This window comes from Marinobacter sp. tcs-11, assembly GCF_002049515.1.
Taxonomy (GTDB): Bacteria; Pseudomonadota; Gammaproteobacteria; order Pseudomonadales; family Oleiphilaceae; genus Marinobacter; species Marinobacter nauticus.
In genome coordinates, this window is sequence record NZ_LLYU01000007.1 from 123202 (window position 1) to 143504 (window position 20303).

Sequence of the window (20303 nt, forward strand, 5' to 3'; positions counted from 1 at the left end):
TGCCGCGGTTAGTTGATTATAACGAATCAGGAGAGATTTTTAAGAAGCTCTTGTGCTTCTGCCTTCTGTTCTTCGTTACCCTCAAGAGCAACTTCCTCCAGAATATCCCTGGCACCGTCGCTGTCACCCATTTCGATGTAGGCCCGTGCCAGATCAAGTTTGGTGGCAGCTTCGTCAGTACCGGCGAGGAAGTCAAAGTCATCCTCGTCGTCCAGAGCGCTCTCATCAATATCCAATCCGCTATCACTACGAGTGGAGCTTTCGTCCAGAGAGTCTGACGCCACCGGCACGACTTCGTCCTCCAGCTCTTCAGGAGCCGGTTCGGCCTCAGCAACCTCTTCTGTCTGCTCCGCCAGCTCTTCCGGATTCTGCTGGTCAACGCCCGGCTCATCAGCCTCGGATTCGCTGAGTGCATCTTCCAGCCCAAGCTCATCTTCCAGGGATGGTTCGTCTTCCTGAGGACCAGCAGGTTCTCCGTTATCAGAGAACTCTTCCATCAGCGCGAGATCTTCATCAGATACATCCAGTTCCAGGTCATCCAGATCGGATTCTCCAAGCTCCAGTTCAGAAGGCTCATCGTCCTCGCCGGCAACCTTATCCAGCTCCGCATCAAGCTCGTCCAGGAAGGACTCGTCAAGCGAATCAGACTCCAGGTCCAGATCCGATACCTCGGTGTCTTCCTGCTTAACTGGCTCTTCTTCCGTCGGCTCAAGGTCGTCATCAAGATCGAAGCCCAGCTCAAGATCGTCTTCCTGATCCGAAACGGTACCAGACTGATCCGCCTCAACCGGCTCCGCTTCATCGGTTTCCAAGGAGGGCTCATCTGAACCGGCGAGTGCGTCGTCTTCAAAGGCCGACTCGAAATCCAGACTGAAGTCCTCTTCTTTGGATTCGGAAGTCCCGGTTGCCTCATCCAGACCGGAATCCAGATCAAGTGAAGCGTAATCAGTTTCGGTGGCGGACTCGTCTTCAGACTCCGGTTCTTCACCAATGCCGGACAGATCGTACTCAATCATGTCATCCCGGCCATCGGATTCTTTGCTGACATCGGACTCCAGCTCACCGAACTCGTTTTCATCAGCGGGCTCTGAAGTGGCTTCAAATTCGTCAGCTTTCAGCTCGTCAGAGATATCCCAGTCATCCGAAGCATGCTCGGTGGCCGGCTCTTGCTCTGGCTGACTGCCGAACGAATCCGAGCGCAGTTGGGATTCAAGGTCGTCGATGCTGGGCATCGCTTCAGCTTCAGCAAGGCGCTCCCGGAGGGATTCAGCTTCCTGGATAGCTGCCTCATCATCCAGCGCTTCAACTTCACGGTACTGCTTTTCAAACGCGTCGCGGTCCTGATTGTCCGCATACACAGACAACAGCTTCAGGCGCAGATCAGTACGGCTGGGCTCACGTGAAATGGCGTTCTCGAGCACCTGGGCTGCCTGATCGTGACGACCGTAAGCAACATAGGTTTCTGCTTCGGCAATGGCATCACCGGCTTCCGCTTCTGCCTCATCCTCATCTTCGAGACTGAGGTCGAACGAATCACCGCCTTCGCCTTCATCACTGTTCAACTGGTCGTAGAATTCTTTTTCGCGATTGGCATTGCGTCGTGCCACGAGCAACAACAACAGAAGCAGAAGGATAAGACCACCACCGAGGGCAATCTGATACATCGGATTGTTCAGAATACCGTCAATAATGTTACCCGGAAATGCCTTTTCAGGCGCCGTTACTGGTTGCAGCGGCTTTGGCTGCTGGGTCTGCGGGACGGCCGCGGGCTCGGATTCAGATGGAGATTCCTGCTCGGTAACGGCAGGCTGCTCTGCCACCACCTCATCAGCAGCACCCCCTTCGACATCACCACCAAACGGTTCTTCACCTGCAATATCGGCTTCGTCCGGGACCATGGCGCTATCTTCTTCCGCCATCGGTGTGTCGGCCGTTTCACCTTCAAGGACTTCATCGGCCTGACCACCACCGAACGGATCTTCACCGGTGCCGGCACCCAGATCACCTTCTACTGGTGTTGTCGCCGGTTCAACGTCAGACTCTGTCTCAGCAGTATCGGTCGGAGCTGGAGACTCTTCTTCCGACACCATACCCTGCATATCCGCAAGCTGGCTGTTCTTCAGTTCCAGCAACCGCTGCAGGGTCTCAACCTGGTCCTGTAGATCCTGGACACGGGTATTGAGTTCGTCATTTTCGCGTTTTGCGGCCTCCAGCTCTTCCATCGCAACTGCGGAACCGGCATCAACACCGCCCGGCAGATCGCCGTCACCACCGGCAGAACCACCGTCTTCGGTAGACCGGGATTCCGATTCATCGGCAACCAGCAGGCGCAACTCATCACCCGCTGCCGCCTGAGTAGCACCCTGTCCTGCCGCAGCCTGGGCGGTATCCGTTGCATCAACGGTTCTCGGAGACTGGAATTCCTGGTTCTGCTGTGCAACTACCCGATTGGCTTCAGCGCGGCTACGGCTCCGAATCTGATCCAGAGAGGGAATCCGCAACACCTCACCACGCTTCAGGCGGTTAATATTCCCGCCAATGAACGCGTTAGGATTCTGATCCTGAATCGCGAGCATAACCTGCTGCATGGAAACCGAACCATCCGGACGTACCTGCTGGGCAATGGTCCAGAGTGTGTCGGATGGCCCTGTCGGACCAAACGTATCTGCCTGATAGCCACGCGACACGGAGCCTTCTGCTGCCGCCTGGCGGCGGACAGATTCCTGGCTGCGCGCCGGCTGCTGTCTGGTGGCTGTCGTGGCCGGAGCACTGACTTGCTCCTCAATACCAGATTCCTCGGCGTAAACCGGAGGATCGACCAGCACGGCATATTCCCGCATCAGGCGACCATTGGGCCAGGTCAGCTCGAGGAGGAAATTCAGATACGGCTCGCGTACCGGCGCCCGGGAGGAAACATTGATGGCCAGATTGCCATCCGTCCCGGTAACCACTTCAAACCTTAATTGACTCAGAAACTGGTGGCGGTCCAGGCCGACGCGCTCATAGGCGGCCTCCGGTGCCACATTGACGAACACTTCACCGGGATCAACACCGCGACTCTGATTCAGTGATATTTCTGCATCCAGTGGCTCGTTCAGCCAGGACTGGAGCTCAATTTCTCCAAGTCCAAGCGCCTGAGCCATTCCAGAGCCGAGCCCTCCCGCCAGCGCCAGGGCAACCGCAAGCTTGCGTACCTTCATGCTTATTCCTTTCCAGTCTCCGTTATTCTTTACTGCCGTATCTCAACAGAATCGGACGAGGTTGGATGACTTTCGCCTTGTTATTTCTCGTTTTTATATCGCAATTATACCGTTCGGTTTGGCAAGTATTGTTGATAAAACCCGTTTTATCAATCAATCAGCTGCAATCCTTGCACCGTTTTTTTATCTATCGGGCGGAACTCCTTAGCGCCCTTGAAAATAACAGGGGCGGACGCTGAAATCAGCCTCCGCCCCTGACCGGCTTGCAAAAAACCGGACACAGTTGGCATTAATTACCGCTGTGTAACACTTTTTAACGTTCCTGAAGGATTCGCAGCATCCGACGCAGCGGTTCTGCAGCACCCCACAGCAACTGGTCACCCACCGTGAAAGCGGAAATGTATTCCGGCCCCATGGACAACTTGCGAATTCGACCAATCGGAATGCTCAGTGTGCCAGTGACCTTGGCCGGAGTGAGTTCCTGCATGGTGGCATCGCGATCGTTGGGAATAACTTTCACCCAGTCGTTGGCCTTGGCCAGAATGCCTTCAATTTCGGAAACTGACAGGTCTTTCTTCAGCTTGATGGTCAGCGCCTGACTATGGGAACGCATGGCGCCAATGCGCACGCAGATACCATCGATAGGGATCGGGTTGTCACTCCGACCAAGAATCTTGTTGGTCTCGACGCCCGCTTTCCACTCTTCCTTGCTCATGCCGTTATCGAGCTGCTTGTCGATAAACGGAATCAGACTGCCCGCCAGCGGCACACCGAAATGCTCAGTGGGGAAATCGCCGGAACGCATGGTATCAGTCACCTTGCGATCGATGTCGAGGATGGCGGAAGACGGGTCAGCCAGCTCAGATTTGACGCTCTCATTCAACGCGCCCATCTGGTTCAACAGCTCCCGCATATTCTGGGCACCAGAGCCGGACGCTGCCTGGTACGTCATCGGAGACACCCACTCGATCAGATCCTGCTCCAGCAGGCCGCCCAGGGCCAGCATCATCAGGCTCACGGTGCAGTTACCGCCGATATAATCCTTTACGCCCTTATCCAGGGCCGCATCGATCACGTTACGGTTAACCGGATCCAGCACGATCACAGAGTGATCGACCATACGCAGAGTGGATGCCGCATCAATCCAGTAACCGTCCCAGCCTGCATCACGCAGCTTCTGGTAAACCTCGGTGGTGTAATCGCCGCCCTGACAGGTAACGATCACATCCATCCCCTTGAGGATGTCGATATCGAACGCGTCCTGCAATGGAGGAACGCCGTCTTTGCCTACGTCCGGGGCCGGCTTCCCTGCCTGGGAAGTGGTGAAAAACACCGGATCGATGTCGGCAAAATCATTTTCTTCACGCATGCGCTGCATGAGGACCGAGCCCACCATGCCGCGCCAACCTACAAGTCCAACTCGCTTCATGTGCGACCTTTGAACCTCGTTTTATGCCCGCCCGCTACCGTTATCGCTGGCAGGGACAGGATGGATGATCCCGCAACGGCTGCATCCTGCCGTTGTCGGGTCTCGATTGAGCAAACCAGTGGTGCTTTAAAGCGCGTTCAGAACCGCCTCACCCATGTCGCGAGTGGATACCTTCTGACCGCCTTCCGACATAATGTCGGCGGTACGCAGCCCCTGGTCCAGCACCTTGCTGACCGCCGCCTCGATGGCCTGGGCGGCTTTTTCCTCATTCAGGCTGTAACGCAACATCATTGCAGCACTGAGGATGGTAGCCAGCGGGTTGGCAATGCCCTGCCCGGCAATATCCGGCGCCGAGCCGTGACACGGCTCATACATACCCTGCTTTTCGGAATTCAGTGACGCAGAGGGAAGCATGCCGATAGAACCGGTGAGCATTGCCGCTTCGTCAGAAAGAATATCACCAAACATGTTGCCAGTCACAATCACGTCGAACTGCTTGGGCGCACGGACCAACTGCATGGCTGCGTTATCCACGTACATATGGGAAAGCTCCACATCCGGATATTCCCGCTTCAGGTCTTCCATGATTTCCCGCCACAGCACGGTCACTTCCAGCACGTTGGCCTTGTCAACCGAGCACAGCTTCTTGCCTCGTTGCTGGGCCGCCTCGAAGGCAACCCGGCCAATACGCCGAATCTCGGACTCGGTGTACTGGTAGGTGTTGTAGCCCTGGCGCTCACCGCTTTCCAGCTCACGCACACCACGAGGCTGTCCAAAATAAATACCACCGGTGAGTTCGCGGACGATCAGAATGTCCAGCCCGGAAACCACCTCCGGCTTCAGGGACGAAGCAGACGCCAGCTGCGGATACAGAATGGCCGGACGCAGGTTGGCAAACAGCTCAAGGTTGGAACGCAGCCCCAACAGTCCCTTTTCCGGGCGCTTCGCCATCGGGAGGCTGTCCCACTTTGGCCCCCCTACAGCCCCCAGCAGAATCGCATCGGCCTTACGGGCCTTCTCCAGGGTTTCTTCAGGCAGCGGCGTATCAGTCTCATCAATCGCCGCACCGCCAACGAGGGCAGATTCAAAACTCAGCGCCAGCCCGAACTGGTCGTTCACCTTATGCAGAACCTTCTCCGCTTCTGCCACAATCTCCGGACCAATGCCGTCGCCCGGCAGGAGCAATACATTACGGGACATAATCCAATTCCTTGTTAATCAGTTTGCAGTATTAAACAACCAGGGAGCGGTCTTGCGCCGGGATTCTTCATAAGCGCGAATGGTATCCGCATCTTCCAGGGTCACGCCGATGTCGTCCAGACCGTTCAGCAAACAATGACGGCGGAAATCATCAACATCAAAACTGAACGACTCACCACCGGGTGTCGCCACCGTTTTAGCCTCGAGATCGACCGTCAGCTGATAGCCTTCATTCTCTTCGGTTTCCCGGAACAGCTTATCAACCACTTCTTCATTTAAAACAATAGGTAAAAGGCCATTCTTAAAGCAGTTATTGTAGAATATATCGGCAAAGCTCGGAGCAATAATCACCCGGAAACCGAAATCATCCAGCGCCCAGGGCGCGTGCTCACGGCTGGAACCGCAGCCAAAATTGGTCCGGGCCAGCAACACGCTGGCGTTCCTGTAACGCTCCTGGTTCAACACGAAATCCGGGTTCAGCGGACGGTTGGAACAATCCTGATCCGGCTTGCCTTCATCCAGATAACGCAGCTCATCGAACAGGTTCGGGCCAAAGCCCGTGCGCTTGATGGACTTCAAAAACTGCTTGGGAATAATCATGTCCGTGTCCACATTGGAACGGTCCATGGGGGCAACAATGCCCTGGTGTTGCGTAAATGCTCGCATGGTCTCTCTCCTGTGGCTCAGTTCATCAATTCACGGACATCAACGAAGTGACCAGTCACCGCTGCCGCGGCGGCCATGGCCGGGCTTACCAGGTGAGTACGCCCACCAAAGCCCTGACGACCTTCGAAGTTCCGGTTTGAGGTAGACGCACAATGCTCACCCTGCCCCAGCTTGTCGGCGTTCATGGCCAGACACATGGAACAACCCGGATCACGCCATTCCAGACCCGCCTCGATAAAGATTTTGTCGAGACCTTCCTGCTCCGCCTGGGTTTTGACCAGACCGGAACCCGGAACCACCATCGCCTGCTTGAGGCTGGCCGCGACCTTGCGACCCTTTACCACCGCCGCAGCTTCCCGCAGATCCTCAATTCGGCTGTTGGTGCAGGAACCGATAAACACGCGATCCAGCTTGATATCGGTAATCTTCTGATTCGGCTGAAGGCCCATGTACTTCAACGCGCGGACGATCCCCTCGCGCTTGATGGGATCCTCTTCCTTCGCAGGATCCGGCACCGCGCCCTCTACACCAACCACCATCTCCGGCGACGTGCCCCAGCTCACCTGAGGCTGAATGGCGGAGCCATCAAGCTCAACCACTTTGTCGAACACCGCATCATCGTCGCTGTGGAGCGTGCGCCAATATTCAACCGCCTTGTCCCAGGTCTCACCCCTGGGCGAAAACGGACGACCTTTGACATACTCGATGGTGGTGTCATCCACTGCCACCATACCCACCCGGGCACCGGCTTCGATGGACATATTACAAATGGTCATCCGGCCTTCCATGCTCAAACCACGGATCGCCTCGCCACCAAATTCAATGGCGTAACCGGTACCACCGGCGGTACCAATCTTGCCGATGATCGCCAGAACCACATCCTTGCCGGTAACACCCGCGCCCAGCTTGCCGTTCACCTTTACCAGCATGTTCTTCATCTTCTTCTGGACCAGGCACTGGGTCGCCAGAACATGCTCCACTTCAGACGTGCCGATACCATGAGCCAGACAGCCAAAAGCGCCGTGAGTAGAAGTATGAGAATCACCGCAGACAATGCTCATGCCCGGCAACGTCGCACCCTGCTCCGGCCCAATCACGTGCACGATACCCTGACGCTGATCCTTGATCTTGAACTCGAGAATCCCGAATTCGTCACAGTTCTTGTCCAGCGTCTCCACCTGAGTGCGGGACACCGGATCCACAATGCCGTCGATACCTTTGTCACGATCCGTGGTCGGAACGTTATGATCCGGAGTGGCAATATTGGCATCAATCCGCCAAGGCTTGCGGCCAGCCAGACGAAGGCCCTCAAAGGCCTGAGGTGATGTCACTTCGTGCAACAATTGACGATCAATGTAAATCAACGCGGAACCATCGTCCCGCTGCTTGACCAAATGGTCGTCCCACAATTTGTCGTATAAGGTCTTGCCCGCCATGATTCTCTCTCACTCTCTGGGGGTTTCTGTTTCTGCTTCGAATGATGACATCATACCCCTGCGCCACGAATAACCTCAATTCATGTTTTTTATGCTTTGCATTCCAAACAGGAATCAACAATAGTAGAGCCATACTTCGGCGCAGGTCACGAACGGGCGGGTAAGGCTTTTCAAAACACGCCTACAAGCACATCCCTGTGGGCTCGTTTCGGGCCGTCCTTGGCCCTCAACGGTTTTGAAAAGCCTTACCCGCCCGTTCGCTCCCCCAACATGAGTCGGGAAGTCCTGAAACCTGCACCCAAGTATGAGGAGCAGATTCAGGAACCCCCTCCCAAAAATGTCGGAGGCCATGGATGGCCGGAGAGAAGCGCACACGGACGTGCTTGTAGCGGTTTTTGGGAGGGGGTTCCTGAATCTGATCCCTGCACCAACGTGGAATCCACCCATCAATTGGAGCAGCAACTATGGACGCAAACTCCCTGAAAGCATTCCTGACAATCGTCGACCAGGGTTCCTTCTCAGAAGCCGCTGAAACCCTGCACCTGACACAGCCAGCCATCAGCAAACGCCTGGCCGCCCTGGAAACCCAACTGGACACCCGACTGATCGACCGCAGTAACCGGGAAATCCGCCTGACCGAAGCCGGCACAAGACTCCTCCCCCATGCCCGCAAAATCCTCGACGAAATCCACAACGCCCGCATGGCCCTCACCACCAGCGCCGACAGCATCGGAGGCGAACTCCACGCCATCGCCAGCCACCACATCGGCCTGCACCACCTGCCCAACTGGCTGCGCCGCTACCGCCGGGAATACCCTCAAGTAGATCTGCACCTGCAATTCATGGAATCCGATGCCGCCTACGACCAGATGAACAAACGCAACGCAGAACTGGCCTTTGTGACCCTCAGCGACAGCATGAATCCGGAGTTCTCCATCCTTGCCCAGTGGCCAGACCCAATGGCCTTCGTGGTTGGGAAAGAACACCCTCTCGCAACACTGGCGAGTCCTGAACTTTCTGACCTCGCGCCACACCCGGCGTTGCTACCGGACACCAGCACCGCCACCTACCGGGTGGTCAGCCGTCTGTTTCTGGAAGCCAACCTCACCCTGAGACCCCTGATGCCAACCAACTACCTGGAAACCATCAAAATGATGGTAAGCGTTGGCCTTGGGTGGAGCATTTTGCCGGTTAGCATGCTCGATAACAGCCTGAAAGTGCTTGAAGTGCCCCACCCTGTTACCCGGGTTCTGGGTGCCGTGGCGCTCTCCCGCCGACAACTGGGTAGTGCCGCGCAGGCATTGCTGCAGATAGTAGAAGAGGAAGAAACGCGACCAGAGTCCAGTCAATGATCGTGCTGGAGCTGAGGTGGCGGCTGCAAACCCCGCCAAGTTACGATAATCGCAAGGGCCATTGCGGCGGCACCACCCCAGAACGCCGCGGAGGTACTGAAACCATCCACCAGGAAACCTGATAACCATGCACCGAGCGCCCCGCCGGCGCCAAAGGTCAGGCCACTGTAAAGAGCCTGACCCTGGCCATGATGGTGCTTACCGAAGAAGCCCTGAATGTATTGGACGGATACTGCATGCAATGCGCCGTAAGAAGCCGCATGCAACAGTTGGGCAAAGATCAGCACCGGCAATACCGACGTAAGCTCGGCAATCAGGCCCCAGCGGATCATCGTCAGCACCAGCGCCCCCAGCACCACCTGCCGTACACTAAAACGCCGGGATAGCCTGTGCATAATCAGAAACAGGCCGATCTCCGCGATGACTCCGAGTGACCACAGTAACCCGATGGCCAGTTTGCCGTATCCATGTTGTTCCAGGTGGATACTGAAGAAGGTGTAGTAGGCACCATGTGATACCTGAAGCAGAAAATTCATCGCGAAAAAAGCGATCACAGCCGGATGGGTGACAATTGCTTTGAGGCTACCGACAGGTGCAGATTGCTGCTTGCGCTCGCCACGCTCGGAAGGCACCAGAAATGCCGAGACGGCAATCCCTGCAAATACCGGCAATAACAGCCACGGCAAGTACTGAATCTCCACCAGCTCCAGTAGCCCGCCGACCAGAGCCACTGCGCCGATAAATCCTACAGAGCCCCAAAGACGAACCTTGCCGTACTTGTCCCGATGCTTGCCGAGTACCCGCAGGGTAATGACTTCATACAGCGGCAAAATGGCGTTCCAGAAAAAGGTGAACACCAGCATGACCAGCAACAGACCGTAGAATCCGGGTTCCAGAAACACGCCGGCGAAAAACAGCGAGCCGAAAATAGCACCAAAACGCACCAGGCGGACCCGGTGGCCGGTCCGGTCACCGATGTACCCCCAAACACTGGGTGCCACGATCTTGGTTAGCTGGATGGTCGCCATCAATGTGGCGATCTGGAGATAGGAGTAGCCCTGCCCCTCAAGATAGAGGGACCAATAGGGCAAAAGCCCTCCAAGGAGGGCAAAAAACCAGAAATAGAGGTTCGACAGCCGCCAGTAGATGGTAGCGCCTCCCCTGGATCAGAGCTGGCCGAGGACAGGCGTGGTGACTTCTACATCGCCGTTCTGGCCGCGATGACGCAGGTAATGATCCATCAGGACGATCGCCATCATGGCTTCGGCGATGGGCGTCGCGCGGATACCGACACAGGGGTCGTGCCGACCAGTGGTGATCACCTCTACCTGGTTGCCGTCTACATCAATGCCCTTGCCGGGCAACCGCAAGCTTGATGTTGGCTTAAGGGCAATACTGGCAACAATCGGCTGGCCGGAGGAAATGCCGCCCAAAACACCACCGGCATTGTTGGAAAGGAAGCCTTCTGGCGTCATCTCATCCCGGTGCTCTGTCCCTTTCTGCTCGATGCAATCAAAACCGGCACCAATCTCCACACCCTTGACCGCGTTGATGCTCATCAGGGCGTGAGCAAGATCGGCATCCAGACGATCAAAAATCGGCTCACCAAGACCTGGAGGGACCCCCTCCGCAACCACATTGATGCGGGCGCCAATCGAATCCCCTTCTTTACGCAAAGCATCCATGTAGGCTTCCATCTCGGAGACCTTGTCTGCATCCGGACAAAAGAACGGATTCTGGTGAACCTGCTCCCAATCCAGCTTGTCTGCCTTGATCGGCCCTAACTGGGAAAGATAACCCCGCACTTTGATCCCGAGGCGCTGCTCAAGAAACTTCCGGGCGACGGCGCCGGCAGCAACCCGCATGGCGGTTTCCCTGGCGGAAGAGCGACCACCCCCACGATAATCCCGGGCACCGTACTTGTGGTGATAGGTGTAGTCTGCGTGAGCAGGACGGAACTGGGCAGCAATCTTGGAATAGTCCTTGGAACGCTGGTCGGTGTTTTCGATAATCAGACCAATCGGTGTGCCCGTGGTTTTGCCCTCAAACACACCAGACAGAATCCGAACCTCGTCCGCTTCACGACGCTGGGTCGTATGCCGGGAGGTACCGGGTTTGCGGCGATCCAGATCTCGCTGCATATCTTCTTCCGACAGCTCCAGGCCCGGAGGGCAACCGTCGATAATGCAGCCCAGGGCCGCGCCGTGACTCTCACCAAAGGTGGTGACGGTGAACAGCTTTCCGAATGTATTTCCCGACATAATTCAGCACTTTATACAGGTTTTGTAATTTGAAATCTTAGCTTCTTCGGGCCTGCCATTCACGCAGATCCCGGGCAGTGACCAGGAATACCCCATCACCACCGTTCTCGAATTCCAGCCAGGTTAACGGCAAATCCGGATAGGCATCATCCATGGCACCCCAGGAATTGCCAACCTCCACAATCAGGAGTCCGTCGTCGGTAAGGTAATCGGCAGCCTGGGCAACAATGCGGTGCGCAATGTCCAGCCCGTCGTCTCCGGCGGCCAGACCCAATTCGGGCTCATGGTGATACTCGGCCGGCATGTCTGCCAGATCTTCCGCATCGACATAAGGCGGATTACTGACGATCACGTCGTAGCGGCCTTCAATATTGTCGAAAACATCCGACTGAATCGCGCGCACGCGGCTCTCCAGTCCATGAAGTTCAATATTGGACTCTGCTACGGCTAGGGCATCCGCGGAAATATCAGACAGATCCACTTCCGCCTCATCAAAAACGGTCGCCGCGCCAATACCGATACAGCCGCTGCCGGTACACAAATCCAGAATTCGTTGAACCTGCGTTGAGCCCAACCAGGGCTGGAGGCCGTTCTCCAGCAGTTCGCCGATTGGTGAACGGGGGACCAGAACGCGCTCATCAACGTTGAACGGCATTCCCATAAACCAGGCTTCACCAAGCAGGTAAGCAATCGGAATACGCTCGTTGACCCGACGCTCCACCCGCTCGAGAATCAGTTCCCGCTCTGAACGTGTCAGTCGCGCATCCAGGAACAGATTGTTATTTTCCAGCGGCAGATGCAGGCTGCGCAATACCAGCTGAACGGCCTCATCCCAGACGTTATCAGTGCCATGGCCAAAGTAGATTGGCGAAGCCGCAAAACGGGAAACTGTGAACCGGAGCAGGTCACGGATGGAGTGCAGGTCGTCAACGGGACTGGTCAAAACTTAGCTTCCTGATCTGGCTAATGGTGCGCGGCATTATACGCGCATTGCGGCGCGGGCTGCAGCTCTTGTGGCTCAGAGAGCCAGTGGGCCGGAGCTGCTGCGGCTTTGTTCAAACCGGTCCAGAGCGGCCAACATCCGCTCCCGGCCCAGTTGTATCAGCTCCGGGGCCTTGTGATAGTCGTAGCTTCTGCAGGCATTCTTGGGAATGTTAACCAACAGATCCGGTGGGTAGCCGGCAATCTTGTACTGCACTAACGCGCTTTGCATGGTCTCGATGGTCAGGTTCATTACGTCGAATTTGCCAATGCCCAGCTTGTCCCAGTCAATGGTCTCGTGCTCGTCACGATGCCTGGACCGCCCCGATTCGTCTTCACGCTTTTTCTCGGGTGCTGTTTTCTTTGCCATTTCCCGGCTTATTTTCTGTTCCGGCGACTCGCCCCTTTCCGGTTTTCGGGAACCCAGCGTTTTCAGGGTATCCCAATCAAACCAGCGGGACGCCTTTTCGCGAATGGCATCGACCCATTCCTCCATATCGCTACTGGTTTCTTCCGGAGCAAACGCAGCGTCTGGAATGCGCCTTTGTTGATCATCCTCACCGCTCAGGTTAACGGCCATCACCAGATCTGCATGGGCTGAGATGGTGGGAATAATAGGCAATGGATTGAGCAGTGCGCCATCCACCAGTACCCGGCCGTTGAGCACCAGAGGCGTCACCACGCTGGGTATGGCAATGGAGGCGCGGATAGCCTGGTCCAGCGGGCCTTCCTGAAACCAGATTTCCTTGTGGGCCAGAAGATCTGTTGCTACGGCGGTGTAAGCAATGGGCAGATCCTCAATACGCGTATCGCCCAGAATATCCCGCACCACCGAAAAGACTTTCTCTCCACGAATAGCGCCGACGGAAGTGAAGGTCACATCCAGCAACCGCAAGACATCAAACTGGCCGAGCCCGGTCACCCAGTCCTTGTAGTCTTTCATCTTGCCGGCACCGTACATGCCACCGATCAGGGCGCCCATGGAGCAGCCGGAGATGGCAACAATCTCGTACCCCCGCTCCTGCAGGACTTCAATCGCGCCAATATGGGCGTACCCACGCGCCCCACCGCTCCCAAGGGTCAGCGCAACGGTTTTGCCCTTGCCCGGCAACGGCTCCATGCGTTCGGTGCTGGCCGGCGCTGATGCCGGAGAAATGCCAGAACTGCTCACCACCGACGTGACGCCGTCCTGTGCGGCTGCCGTGCTTCCGGAAGATTCCTTTTCCGGGTTGTCCTTATCTGCCATTTCCTTACCTCTTGATAACCAGCACTTCGACCCGGTTACCCTGCCGGGCCGGGTCATTCATCTGGACGGCCGGCCCAACCGGAACAATGCGTATCTGACTTCCCGATATCCCCGATTTACCCAGCAAGGCAGCCAGGCTTTCCGCCGCAGCGCGGGAACGTTCCAAAGCTGCCTCGAGCGACTCACTCTGTTCGAGATCGGTGAACGAGGCCAGCACCACTTCGGCATCATCGCGAGCCCAGTCATTCAGGGTTCGCCGATCATCCGCTGACCACTCAAAACGAAACGTCAATCCACCGGACCAGGGGATCACCAACGGCCCCTGAATCGGGCCAGCTCCAATGGTATATCCGGGAATGGCCGCACCGAAACCAACATTCAGATGCTCAACCCAGACATACTCCCTCAGGTTACCTCTTGTCACAGTGTAGACAAGGGTCAGCCATTGCTGTCCGTCCTCAGCCGTTGTCGCCGCAACCAGGTAATCCTGGGTGGCGTCCCGCCCCAGCAGTCGGGATTGCTGGAAAATCTGGTTGGCCCAGACATTACTGCGGCCACAGGCGATGCCTGCACACTCAAACAGAATCTTTGCACCACCGGCAGACAGCTGCTGGAAGTAATGGGCCCTCGCAGCCTGACGATTCGCATCCCTGGAGATTTCAAACAGCTGGCCCTGCCCCTGCACCGGCAGACGAGCCATGGTCTCGGAACGGATTTCATCGCGAATTTCCCGAACCGGGCTGAAGAGCACCAGATGGCCAGCAGACTGAATCTCGACGGTGGATTCAAGCGTTGACTGCGGGAACGGAGCTGGCGCTTCTTCCGGCCAGGCCGCCATTGCAGGATTGGTGAGACAAAACAACATGAGGCCGGCCAGCGCACCGACCGTCGAAGAAATACCACGATCAATCATGCAAGAAACCTGTTAATCGTTTCGGCAACGGGAGTGACCTCACCGTCAAGATGACAATGATGCCCACCGGGCACATCGACTGTTTCAAGGTTGGGAACCAGGTCGGCACGGCTGTCGAGCCCGCTGCGGGAAACCAGCAACCCTTCTTCTGCCCTTACGAATAAAGTGGGGGTCTGGATGGCAGACAAAGACGCCCTCACCTGTTCTTCGGTCATCATCAGCGGTGTCGGATGCCGTAATCTGGCATCCGTGCGCCATATGAACCCGCCAGCTTCCGTGCGCATGTTCCTGGGCACCAGCGTTCTTGCCGCCTCGGGACTGAGAGGGCTCAGCCCGCCCTCCCGGATTCGGGCCGCGCTCTGAACGTCCGGATAGACCGCCGGGGCAGCAGAACCGGCCCTGCGTTTCTGTAATGCCCGCCGCAACTGGGGGATCGTCTCACGGGCTGGCCGACTGAGAGCGCCCAGACTGTCAATCATCACCAATCTACGCACCCGTTCGGGGAATGCGGCGGCGTAGAGTGCGCAGACGATCCCGCCCAGAGAATGGCCCACCAGGTCCAGAGGATAACGCTCGCTTTCCGGAAAGTGCCGCTCCACCAGTTCGGAAAGGTCCCCAACGTAGTCCATTAACCAGTAGCTGTAACCCGGCGGCCGGTGGCCCGAGTGTCCGTGCCCGGCCATATCCACCGCATGTACCGTGGTGTTCTCGGCCAACAACGGCGCCAGTCGGGCAAAGGACATGGCGTTGTCGAGCCAGCCGTGCAGAAGGATAGCCGGTGGTCGAGAGCTTTCCTCGCTGGAGTTCGGCCAGGTCAGACCCGAAAGAGTTATGTTATCCAGGGGCCAGTGCATTTCATGGCAACCGGCCTGTGGTTCTGGAACGCTACCGGGTAACGAGGTCTCCGTCATTCGGTAGCGGCCTTACATGGTGTGAGTGGGACGATCGGAACTCAGCGAGCCGGCCAGGTAGGATTCAATCTTGGTGCGGGCAGTTTCGTCATCGCCATTGAACTGGACGCCGATGCCTGCGGCACGGTTTCCCTGAGCGCCCTTGGGGGTAATCCAGATGACCTTGCCAGCAACTGGAATTTTCTCCGGCTCATCCATCAGGTTAAGCAGCAGAAATACCTCATCGCCCAACTGATATTGCTTCTGAGTAGGAATAAACAGGCCTCCCTGACGGATATAGGGCATGTACGCCGCATAGAGAACCGCCTTGTCCTTGATCGTCAGGGTTAGAATACCGCTGCGTGCTCCGAATCCGGGCCCCATATCAAATACCTTTTACGCAAATTTACTGATATTTCGCAATGATAGCAGTTGAACCTGAACAACGCTCACGTTGTCTGCCGCTTCCGGGGCATCAACTCCCGCCAGGCCAGTAGAAGCTGGGTGGCTTCAAGCTCCGGGCTGGCATTATATACGCCCGCGCTCCGGCTTTCCCGAACCCGGTCCAGCAACTGATGAGCGCGCCACGGCGGGTTGGACCTGGCCAGATAGCCCAACATGTCTGCCGCCTCCGGGTCCTGAACCTCGCCCCCGGCACTGCACCGAGCCAGGTCGGCAGCCCAGCTTTCAAACAACCATAATGTATCGTCCAGCCCCAGCGTTTTGAAGCGGCGGGTGGCATCCCCCACCGTCATCTGGCCTTTCATGAACTGCCGAAATGCTTCAAAAGCTTCATCCCTCTGTGGAAGAAACTCACCGGTGGCATACTCCAGCGCCAGCCTGGGGGCGTTCCCCGCCAGCATCAGGCTTTTGGCCAGGGTTTCCGGCAACGGACGGGCTGATTCCTCTAATTCTCTTACCCGGGCAGCCAGCCATCGCCCGGCATCCTCGGTATCCGGTAACGGTATGGTCAGGGCCTGGCAGCGGGATCGTATGGTGGGGAGTACCGGCCGCCCGCTTTCCTGAAGCAGCAACAGGGTCACATCCGGCAAGGGCTCTTCCAGGGTTTTCAGCAGGGCATTGGCGGCGTTTATGTTGAGCTGATCCGCCCGGTCGACAATGGCCACCTTACGGTGCGCAACCTGGGGCGACGCCACGGCAAACGTCGAAAGCGCGCGAATCTGATCCACCTTTACCATCCGGGACTTCTCCGGCGCATACACACGGACATCAGGATGACTGTTCGCCGCAATCAACTGACACTGGCGGCACTGACCACAGGGTACCGGTGCTCCGATGTCGAGTCCGACCGGCTGGTCGCACAATAGCAACCCCGCAACGGCTTCTGCCCAAGCCCTTTTCCCGACACCACGCTCACCTACGACGAGCAGCGCGTGGGGCAACCGATCCTGGGCAAGGCGTTGCTGAACCGTGCTCCAGGCGCGGCCGAGCCAGGGCATGTCCTTCGCAATATCAGTCATGTCGGAGCGTCCGTGAAGCGGGTTCAGGTTTACGGCGCAACTGCCGTTTCATCGTTTTCAATAGCCGGGTAAGCCTGCGCGCTTCGTGCGCGGAAGCTTCCTGAGTTGAGACCGTATAGTAATGGCTGTTTACCGCCCGGGCAAAAAGACGGGCGGACGATTCAACTTCCGGGCGCGCCTCCGACAAGCGTTCTGCCAGTGTCGCCGGGGTTTCACCGGTACGGACTGGCACTCCCACCTGCTCACACAGCCGATGCCAGGCCACAACTACCCGGCCGAAAGCATCCTTGCGGGCGCCCCGGCGAACCGACAGAGCCGAGACAACACCTGCAATGAGCAGTGCAGCACCAACCACACCAGCCGTCAGGTAACCCAGCTCCTTGAGCCCGAAACCACCTGGCAACCGGGACATCAGATCCATCTGGCTCTGGCCCTGGTAACCCACCACCCAACGCTGCCAGTTATAATTGATGCGATCGAGCTGGAGCGACGCCCATTGCAGAACCGCGATATTGCCGTAGCGCTGGGGCGAGGTCAGATCATTTTCGAGGAAAGAGCCCTCATCGGCGACCGCATCCCGCAAGCCGGATTCGATCCGGCTTGGCGCAATGGCAGCTGTCGGATCCACCCTCACCCAGCCCTGACCTTCCAGCCAGACCTCCACCCAGGCGTGGGCATCGTACTGACGGACAATGAGGTAATCCCCACCAGCCCCGGCGTCGCCGCCCTGATAGCCGACCACAATTCGGGCCGGAATCCCGGCTGCCCTGAAAACAAAGGTCGCCGCACCGGCATAGTGAGCACAAAAGCCCCGTTTTTCATCGAACAGCAGCGCGTCAATACCGTCGTCCGGCATGGTGGGGGGGCGCAACGTATAAAAGTAGGCTTGCTCCCGAAAACGCCGGAGCAACGTGTTGACGACCTCGGAATGGGACAGGCCTGCAGACATTTCGCGCGCCAGCTCCCTGGCCCGGGGGTTGCCGGACGAAGGAAGCTGGAGATAGCGCCGCGCTTCTGCCGGGGAAAGGGCCTCAGCCGGCTCTGGCTCAGAGGAAACCTGGGCCAGACGATAACGCACCGGGCTGTCGGCCGGGCGCTGAAACCGGAACAAATCCTCCGGCGTGCTTACCACGTTGCCCGAGACCGCTACCGAATTTTCCAGAGAGAACGCCCAGCGCTCATCTGTCGGCTCCATCAGGATATCGTATTCATTACTTTGCAACGGCCCGACACCACCGTCGTTGTCTACCCTGGCTGGCCGCCGGAAACCGTCGGGGTCGCTCTGGCGCCAGGTTTCATCATCCAGATAGTCGAGAATCAGACCCCGCCAGTAACGCTCCCGATACGGTGGCGACTCGCCCCCGAAGGTTACCCGGAACGCCCTTTCACTACTCTGGGCCAGATTGGAAATGTCGCCTGGTCGCATGGTATCGGAAATCCCACTGCGGGCCTGGCCGGACACCAACGGAACACTCCAGAGCGGCGCCATGCGTGGGAAAAAGACAAACAGAAGGACAACCACTGGCAGCGTTTTCAGTAGCAGCAAACCCAGGCGCTTCCAGCCAGCCCTGAGACTACCGGGTAGATCCGGTGCATTGAGAATCTGGAGGCCCACCATCAGGCACCCAATGGCGGCGAACGTCAGCAATGCCCAGGCAATGTCCTGTTTGAACAGGAAGTTCACGGCCGCAAGGTAAACCTGAATAAAAAACAACACATAGAAATCCCTGGCGGACCGGGTTTCGAGCCATTTCAACCCAACGGCCAACACAAAGAACGAAGCGGCGGTATCCACGGTGAACCGCCCCTGCACTGTGGCCGCATAAACACTAATCAAAGTCACCATGATTCCTGTGCGGAGCAGTCGCCCTGGCAGTTTCACGCGGCCCTTTTGTGCCAACCAGCGCCAGCCCGCCAGCACAGCACAGGCCGCGATGAGCCACCAGGGCAGCCGATCCCATTGGGGAACCAGCAGCAGTGCAAAACTGGCAATCAACCACAAAAGCGCGTTACCGGGGATGGCTTCGATGGATGCCTGTTCTGCCGGTTTTGCGGAGAAAACTCTGGCTATGGTCGATCTCATCCAGACACTCCCGCTTTCGCATTTTCGGCCTGACGGGTACCAAAAGGCTGACCACCGGGATCCCTTGGCGGTTGCTCGCCCCACACCGCTAGCGCGCGCAGGCAACGCTCTCCATGCAGGGAGCCAGTGTCCGGCTCAATGGTATCGCCGGGCAAACTGAGACCGAACCTTGCGTTTTTCTGAACCCGGTCTGCCACCATCCAGGCCAGATAACTCAGCCGCAACTCGGTATCAACACCCGGAAAGGCATGAAAATCCAGCCAGTGCGGACTGCCCTGCTCGCCCTGCCAGTCGGCCACAATCATCTGGCCTGAGCGGGCAAAGCGTTTCCACATGACCCGCTGACTCATATCGCCTTCACGCCAGGGCCGAAGGTCGGCATTGTCCTGGCCGGCCACAGGCGCAGACGACGCGGCCTCGCTACCATCCTGCACGGTTCCGGCAGCATCGGGTGCCGCCAAAGGCCTGGGAAAGGCCACTCCGGCAGACGAAGGACGCAACCAGGACCAGGCCTTTAAAAGCCCGAACGGAAAACGGGTTTCGATACGGATCCGATCCGGACGAAGATAGCCGCGATGGGCAGACGGCACTGGCAGCAACACGTCCCGGGATTCACCCGCCGAAACATGCACGCTCTCAACCGATGAATCCTCAACCGACAGGCTCAGGCCAAGGCCTGGATCCTTACCTGCAGTCACCCGCAGTACAAACGGAATGTCGTCACCCGCCCGACCTTCACCGAGACGGACCAGGGCAACAGAAAGACCGGACAGATTTCTGTGGGTCTGGTGCATGGCTCCCACAAACAAGGCTCCGAGAATAAACGTAAGCAGATAGATAAGGCTGTTCTGGTAATTGATCCCGGTAATCAGCATGACCAACAGCAACAAGCCGTACACCACGCCGGCCGCGGTGGGCAGAATGAAGATGTTCTTCTGACTGAGGGTCTGGCTGTCTGCTCTCGGAATTCGGCGATTGATCCATCGTCGCCAACGGGCGTTTAAAGAATTTCGCATCATGCTCCTGCGACTGGGTTCAGGCCCAAAAGTTCAAGGAATGTGGTTGCAAGTAATCCGGACATAAAACCACAAAAATAATGGTTCCTTAACTATTTACCCTCGAGCACCGGATTCTGATCACACACCAGGCACTTTACGGTTGAAAA

16 protein-coding genes are annotated in these 20303 nt (G+C 57.4%); 1 reads left to right on the forward strand and 15 read right to left on the reverse strand.

Annotated features, from left to right (window positions below; genetic code table 11):
- Nucleotides 1–26 precede the first annotated feature (26 nt).
- From ARC85_RS10050 to leuC, 5 genes are all read right to left on the reverse strand, one after another.
- Nucleotides 27–3200, reverse strand: coding sequence for a FimV/HubP family polar landmark protein (locus ARC85_RS10050; RefSeq protein WP_113880129.1), 3174 nt, complete (start codon nt 3198–3200; stop codon nt 27–29).
- A 313-nt stretch (nt 3201–3513) separates the two neighbouring features.
- Entirely contained in the window at nt 3514–4629 is a 1116-nt protein-coding gene (asd, locus tag ARC85_RS10055) for an aspartate-semialdehyde dehydrogenase (protein WP_114434042.1), read from the reverse strand.
- Between the two features lie 126 nt (nt 4630–4755).
- Nucleotides 4756–5829, reverse strand: a complete 1074-nt coding sequence (gene leuB, locus ARC85_RS10060) for a 3-isopropylmalate dehydrogenase (protein WP_114434041.1) — start codon at nt 5827–5829, stop codon at nt 4756–4758.
- A gap of 18 nt (nt 5830–5847) precedes the next feature.
- A complete protein-coding gene (gene leuD / locus ARC85_RS10065) occupies nt 5848–6495 on the reverse strand; it encodes a 3-isopropylmalate dehydratase small subunit (protein WP_114434040.1) in 648 nt (215 codons plus the stop codon).
- Between the two features lie 17 nt (nt 6496–6512).
- Nucleotides 6513–7931: a 3-isopropylmalate dehydratase large subunit gene (leuC, locus tag ARC85_RS10070; protein ID WP_014421371.1), complete on the reverse strand. Its 1419-nt coding sequence runs from the start codon at nt 7929–7931 to the stop codon at nt 6513–6515.
- Nucleotides 7932–8395: 464 nt separating this feature from the next.
- Between leuC and ARC85_RS10075 the strand changes: the two genes are divergently transcribed.
- Complete coding sequence (locus ARC85_RS10075; RefSeq protein ID WP_286714769.1) at nt 8396–9283, forward strand: LysR family transcriptional regulator; 888 nt, start codon at nt 8396–8398, stop codon at nt 9281–9283.
- Here the strand turns inward: ARC85_RS10075 and ARC85_RS10080 are convergent.
- From ARC85_RS10080 to ARC85_RS10125, 10 genes are all read right to left on the reverse strand, one after another.
- Nucleotides 9277–10431, reverse strand: coding sequence for an MFS transporter (locus tag ARC85_RS10080; protein WP_286714815.1), 1155 nt, complete (start codon nt 10429–10431; stop codon nt 9277–9279). The genes ARC85_RS10075 and ARC85_RS10080 overlap by 7 nt on opposite strands.
- An 18-nt stretch (nt 10432–10449) precedes the next feature.
- Complete coding sequence (gene aroC / locus ARC85_RS10085; protein WP_113880133.1) at nt 10450–11544, reverse strand: chorismate synthase; 1095 nt, start codon at nt 11542–11544, stop codon at nt 10450–10452.
- 37 nt (nt 11545–11581) lie between these two features.
- Nucleotides 11582–12487: a 50S ribosomal protein L3 N(5)-glutamine methyltransferase gene (gene prmB, locus ARC85_RS10090; RefSeq protein ID WP_113880134.1), complete on the reverse strand. Its 906-nt coding sequence runs from the start codon at nt 12485–12487 to the stop codon at nt 11582–11584.
- Between the two features lie 75 nt (nt 12488–12562).
- Nucleotides 12563–13771, reverse strand: coding sequence for a patatin-like phospholipase family protein (locus ARC85_RS10095; protein WP_113880135.1), 1209 nt, complete (start codon nt 13769–13771; stop codon nt 12563–12565).
- A 4-nt stretch (nt 13772–13775) separates the two neighbouring features.
- The gene (locus ARC85_RS10100; protein WP_113880136.1) at nt 13776–14684 is read right to left on the reverse strand and encodes a DUF4892 domain-containing protein; all 909 of its coding nucleotides are present in this window, start codon (nt 14682–14684) and stop codon (nt 13776–13778) included.
- A complete protein-coding gene (locus ARC85_RS10105; RefSeq protein WP_113880137.1) occupies nt 14681–15595 on the reverse strand; it encodes an alpha/beta fold hydrolase in 915 nt (304 codons plus the stop codon). The genes ARC85_RS10100 and ARC85_RS10105 overlap by 4 nt, the downstream gene beginning before the upstream one ends.
- A gap of 12 nt (nt 15596–15607) precedes the next feature.
- Complete coding sequence (locus ARC85_RS10110) at nt 15608–15958, reverse strand: PilZ domain-containing protein (protein ID WP_008171779.1); 351 nt, start codon at nt 15956–15958, stop codon at nt 15608–15610.
- Between the two features lie 65 nt (nt 15959–16023).
- Nucleotides 16024–17055 carry a DNA polymerase III subunit delta' gene (holB, locus tag ARC85_RS10115; RefSeq protein ID WP_113880138.1) on the reverse strand — a complete coding sequence of 344 codons (1032 nt, stop codon included), beginning with the start codon at nt 17053–17055 and terminating at the stop codon, nt 16024–16026.
- A complete protein-coding gene (locus ARC85_RS10120; RefSeq protein WP_113880139.1) occupies nt 17048–19138 on the reverse strand; it encodes a transglutaminase TgpA family protein in 2091 nt (696 codons plus the stop codon). The genes holB and ARC85_RS10120 overlap by 8 nt, the downstream gene beginning before the upstream one ends.
- Nucleotides 19135–20157 (reverse strand): DUF58 domain-containing protein, encoded by a 1023-nt coding sequence (locus tag ARC85_RS10125; RefSeq protein WP_153739928.1) that lies wholly within the window; start codon nt 20155–20157, stop codon nt 19135–19137. Before ARC85_RS10125 ends, ARC85_RS10120 begins: the two co-directional genes overlap by 4 nt.
- Nucleotides 20158–20303: the final 146 nt, after the last annotated feature.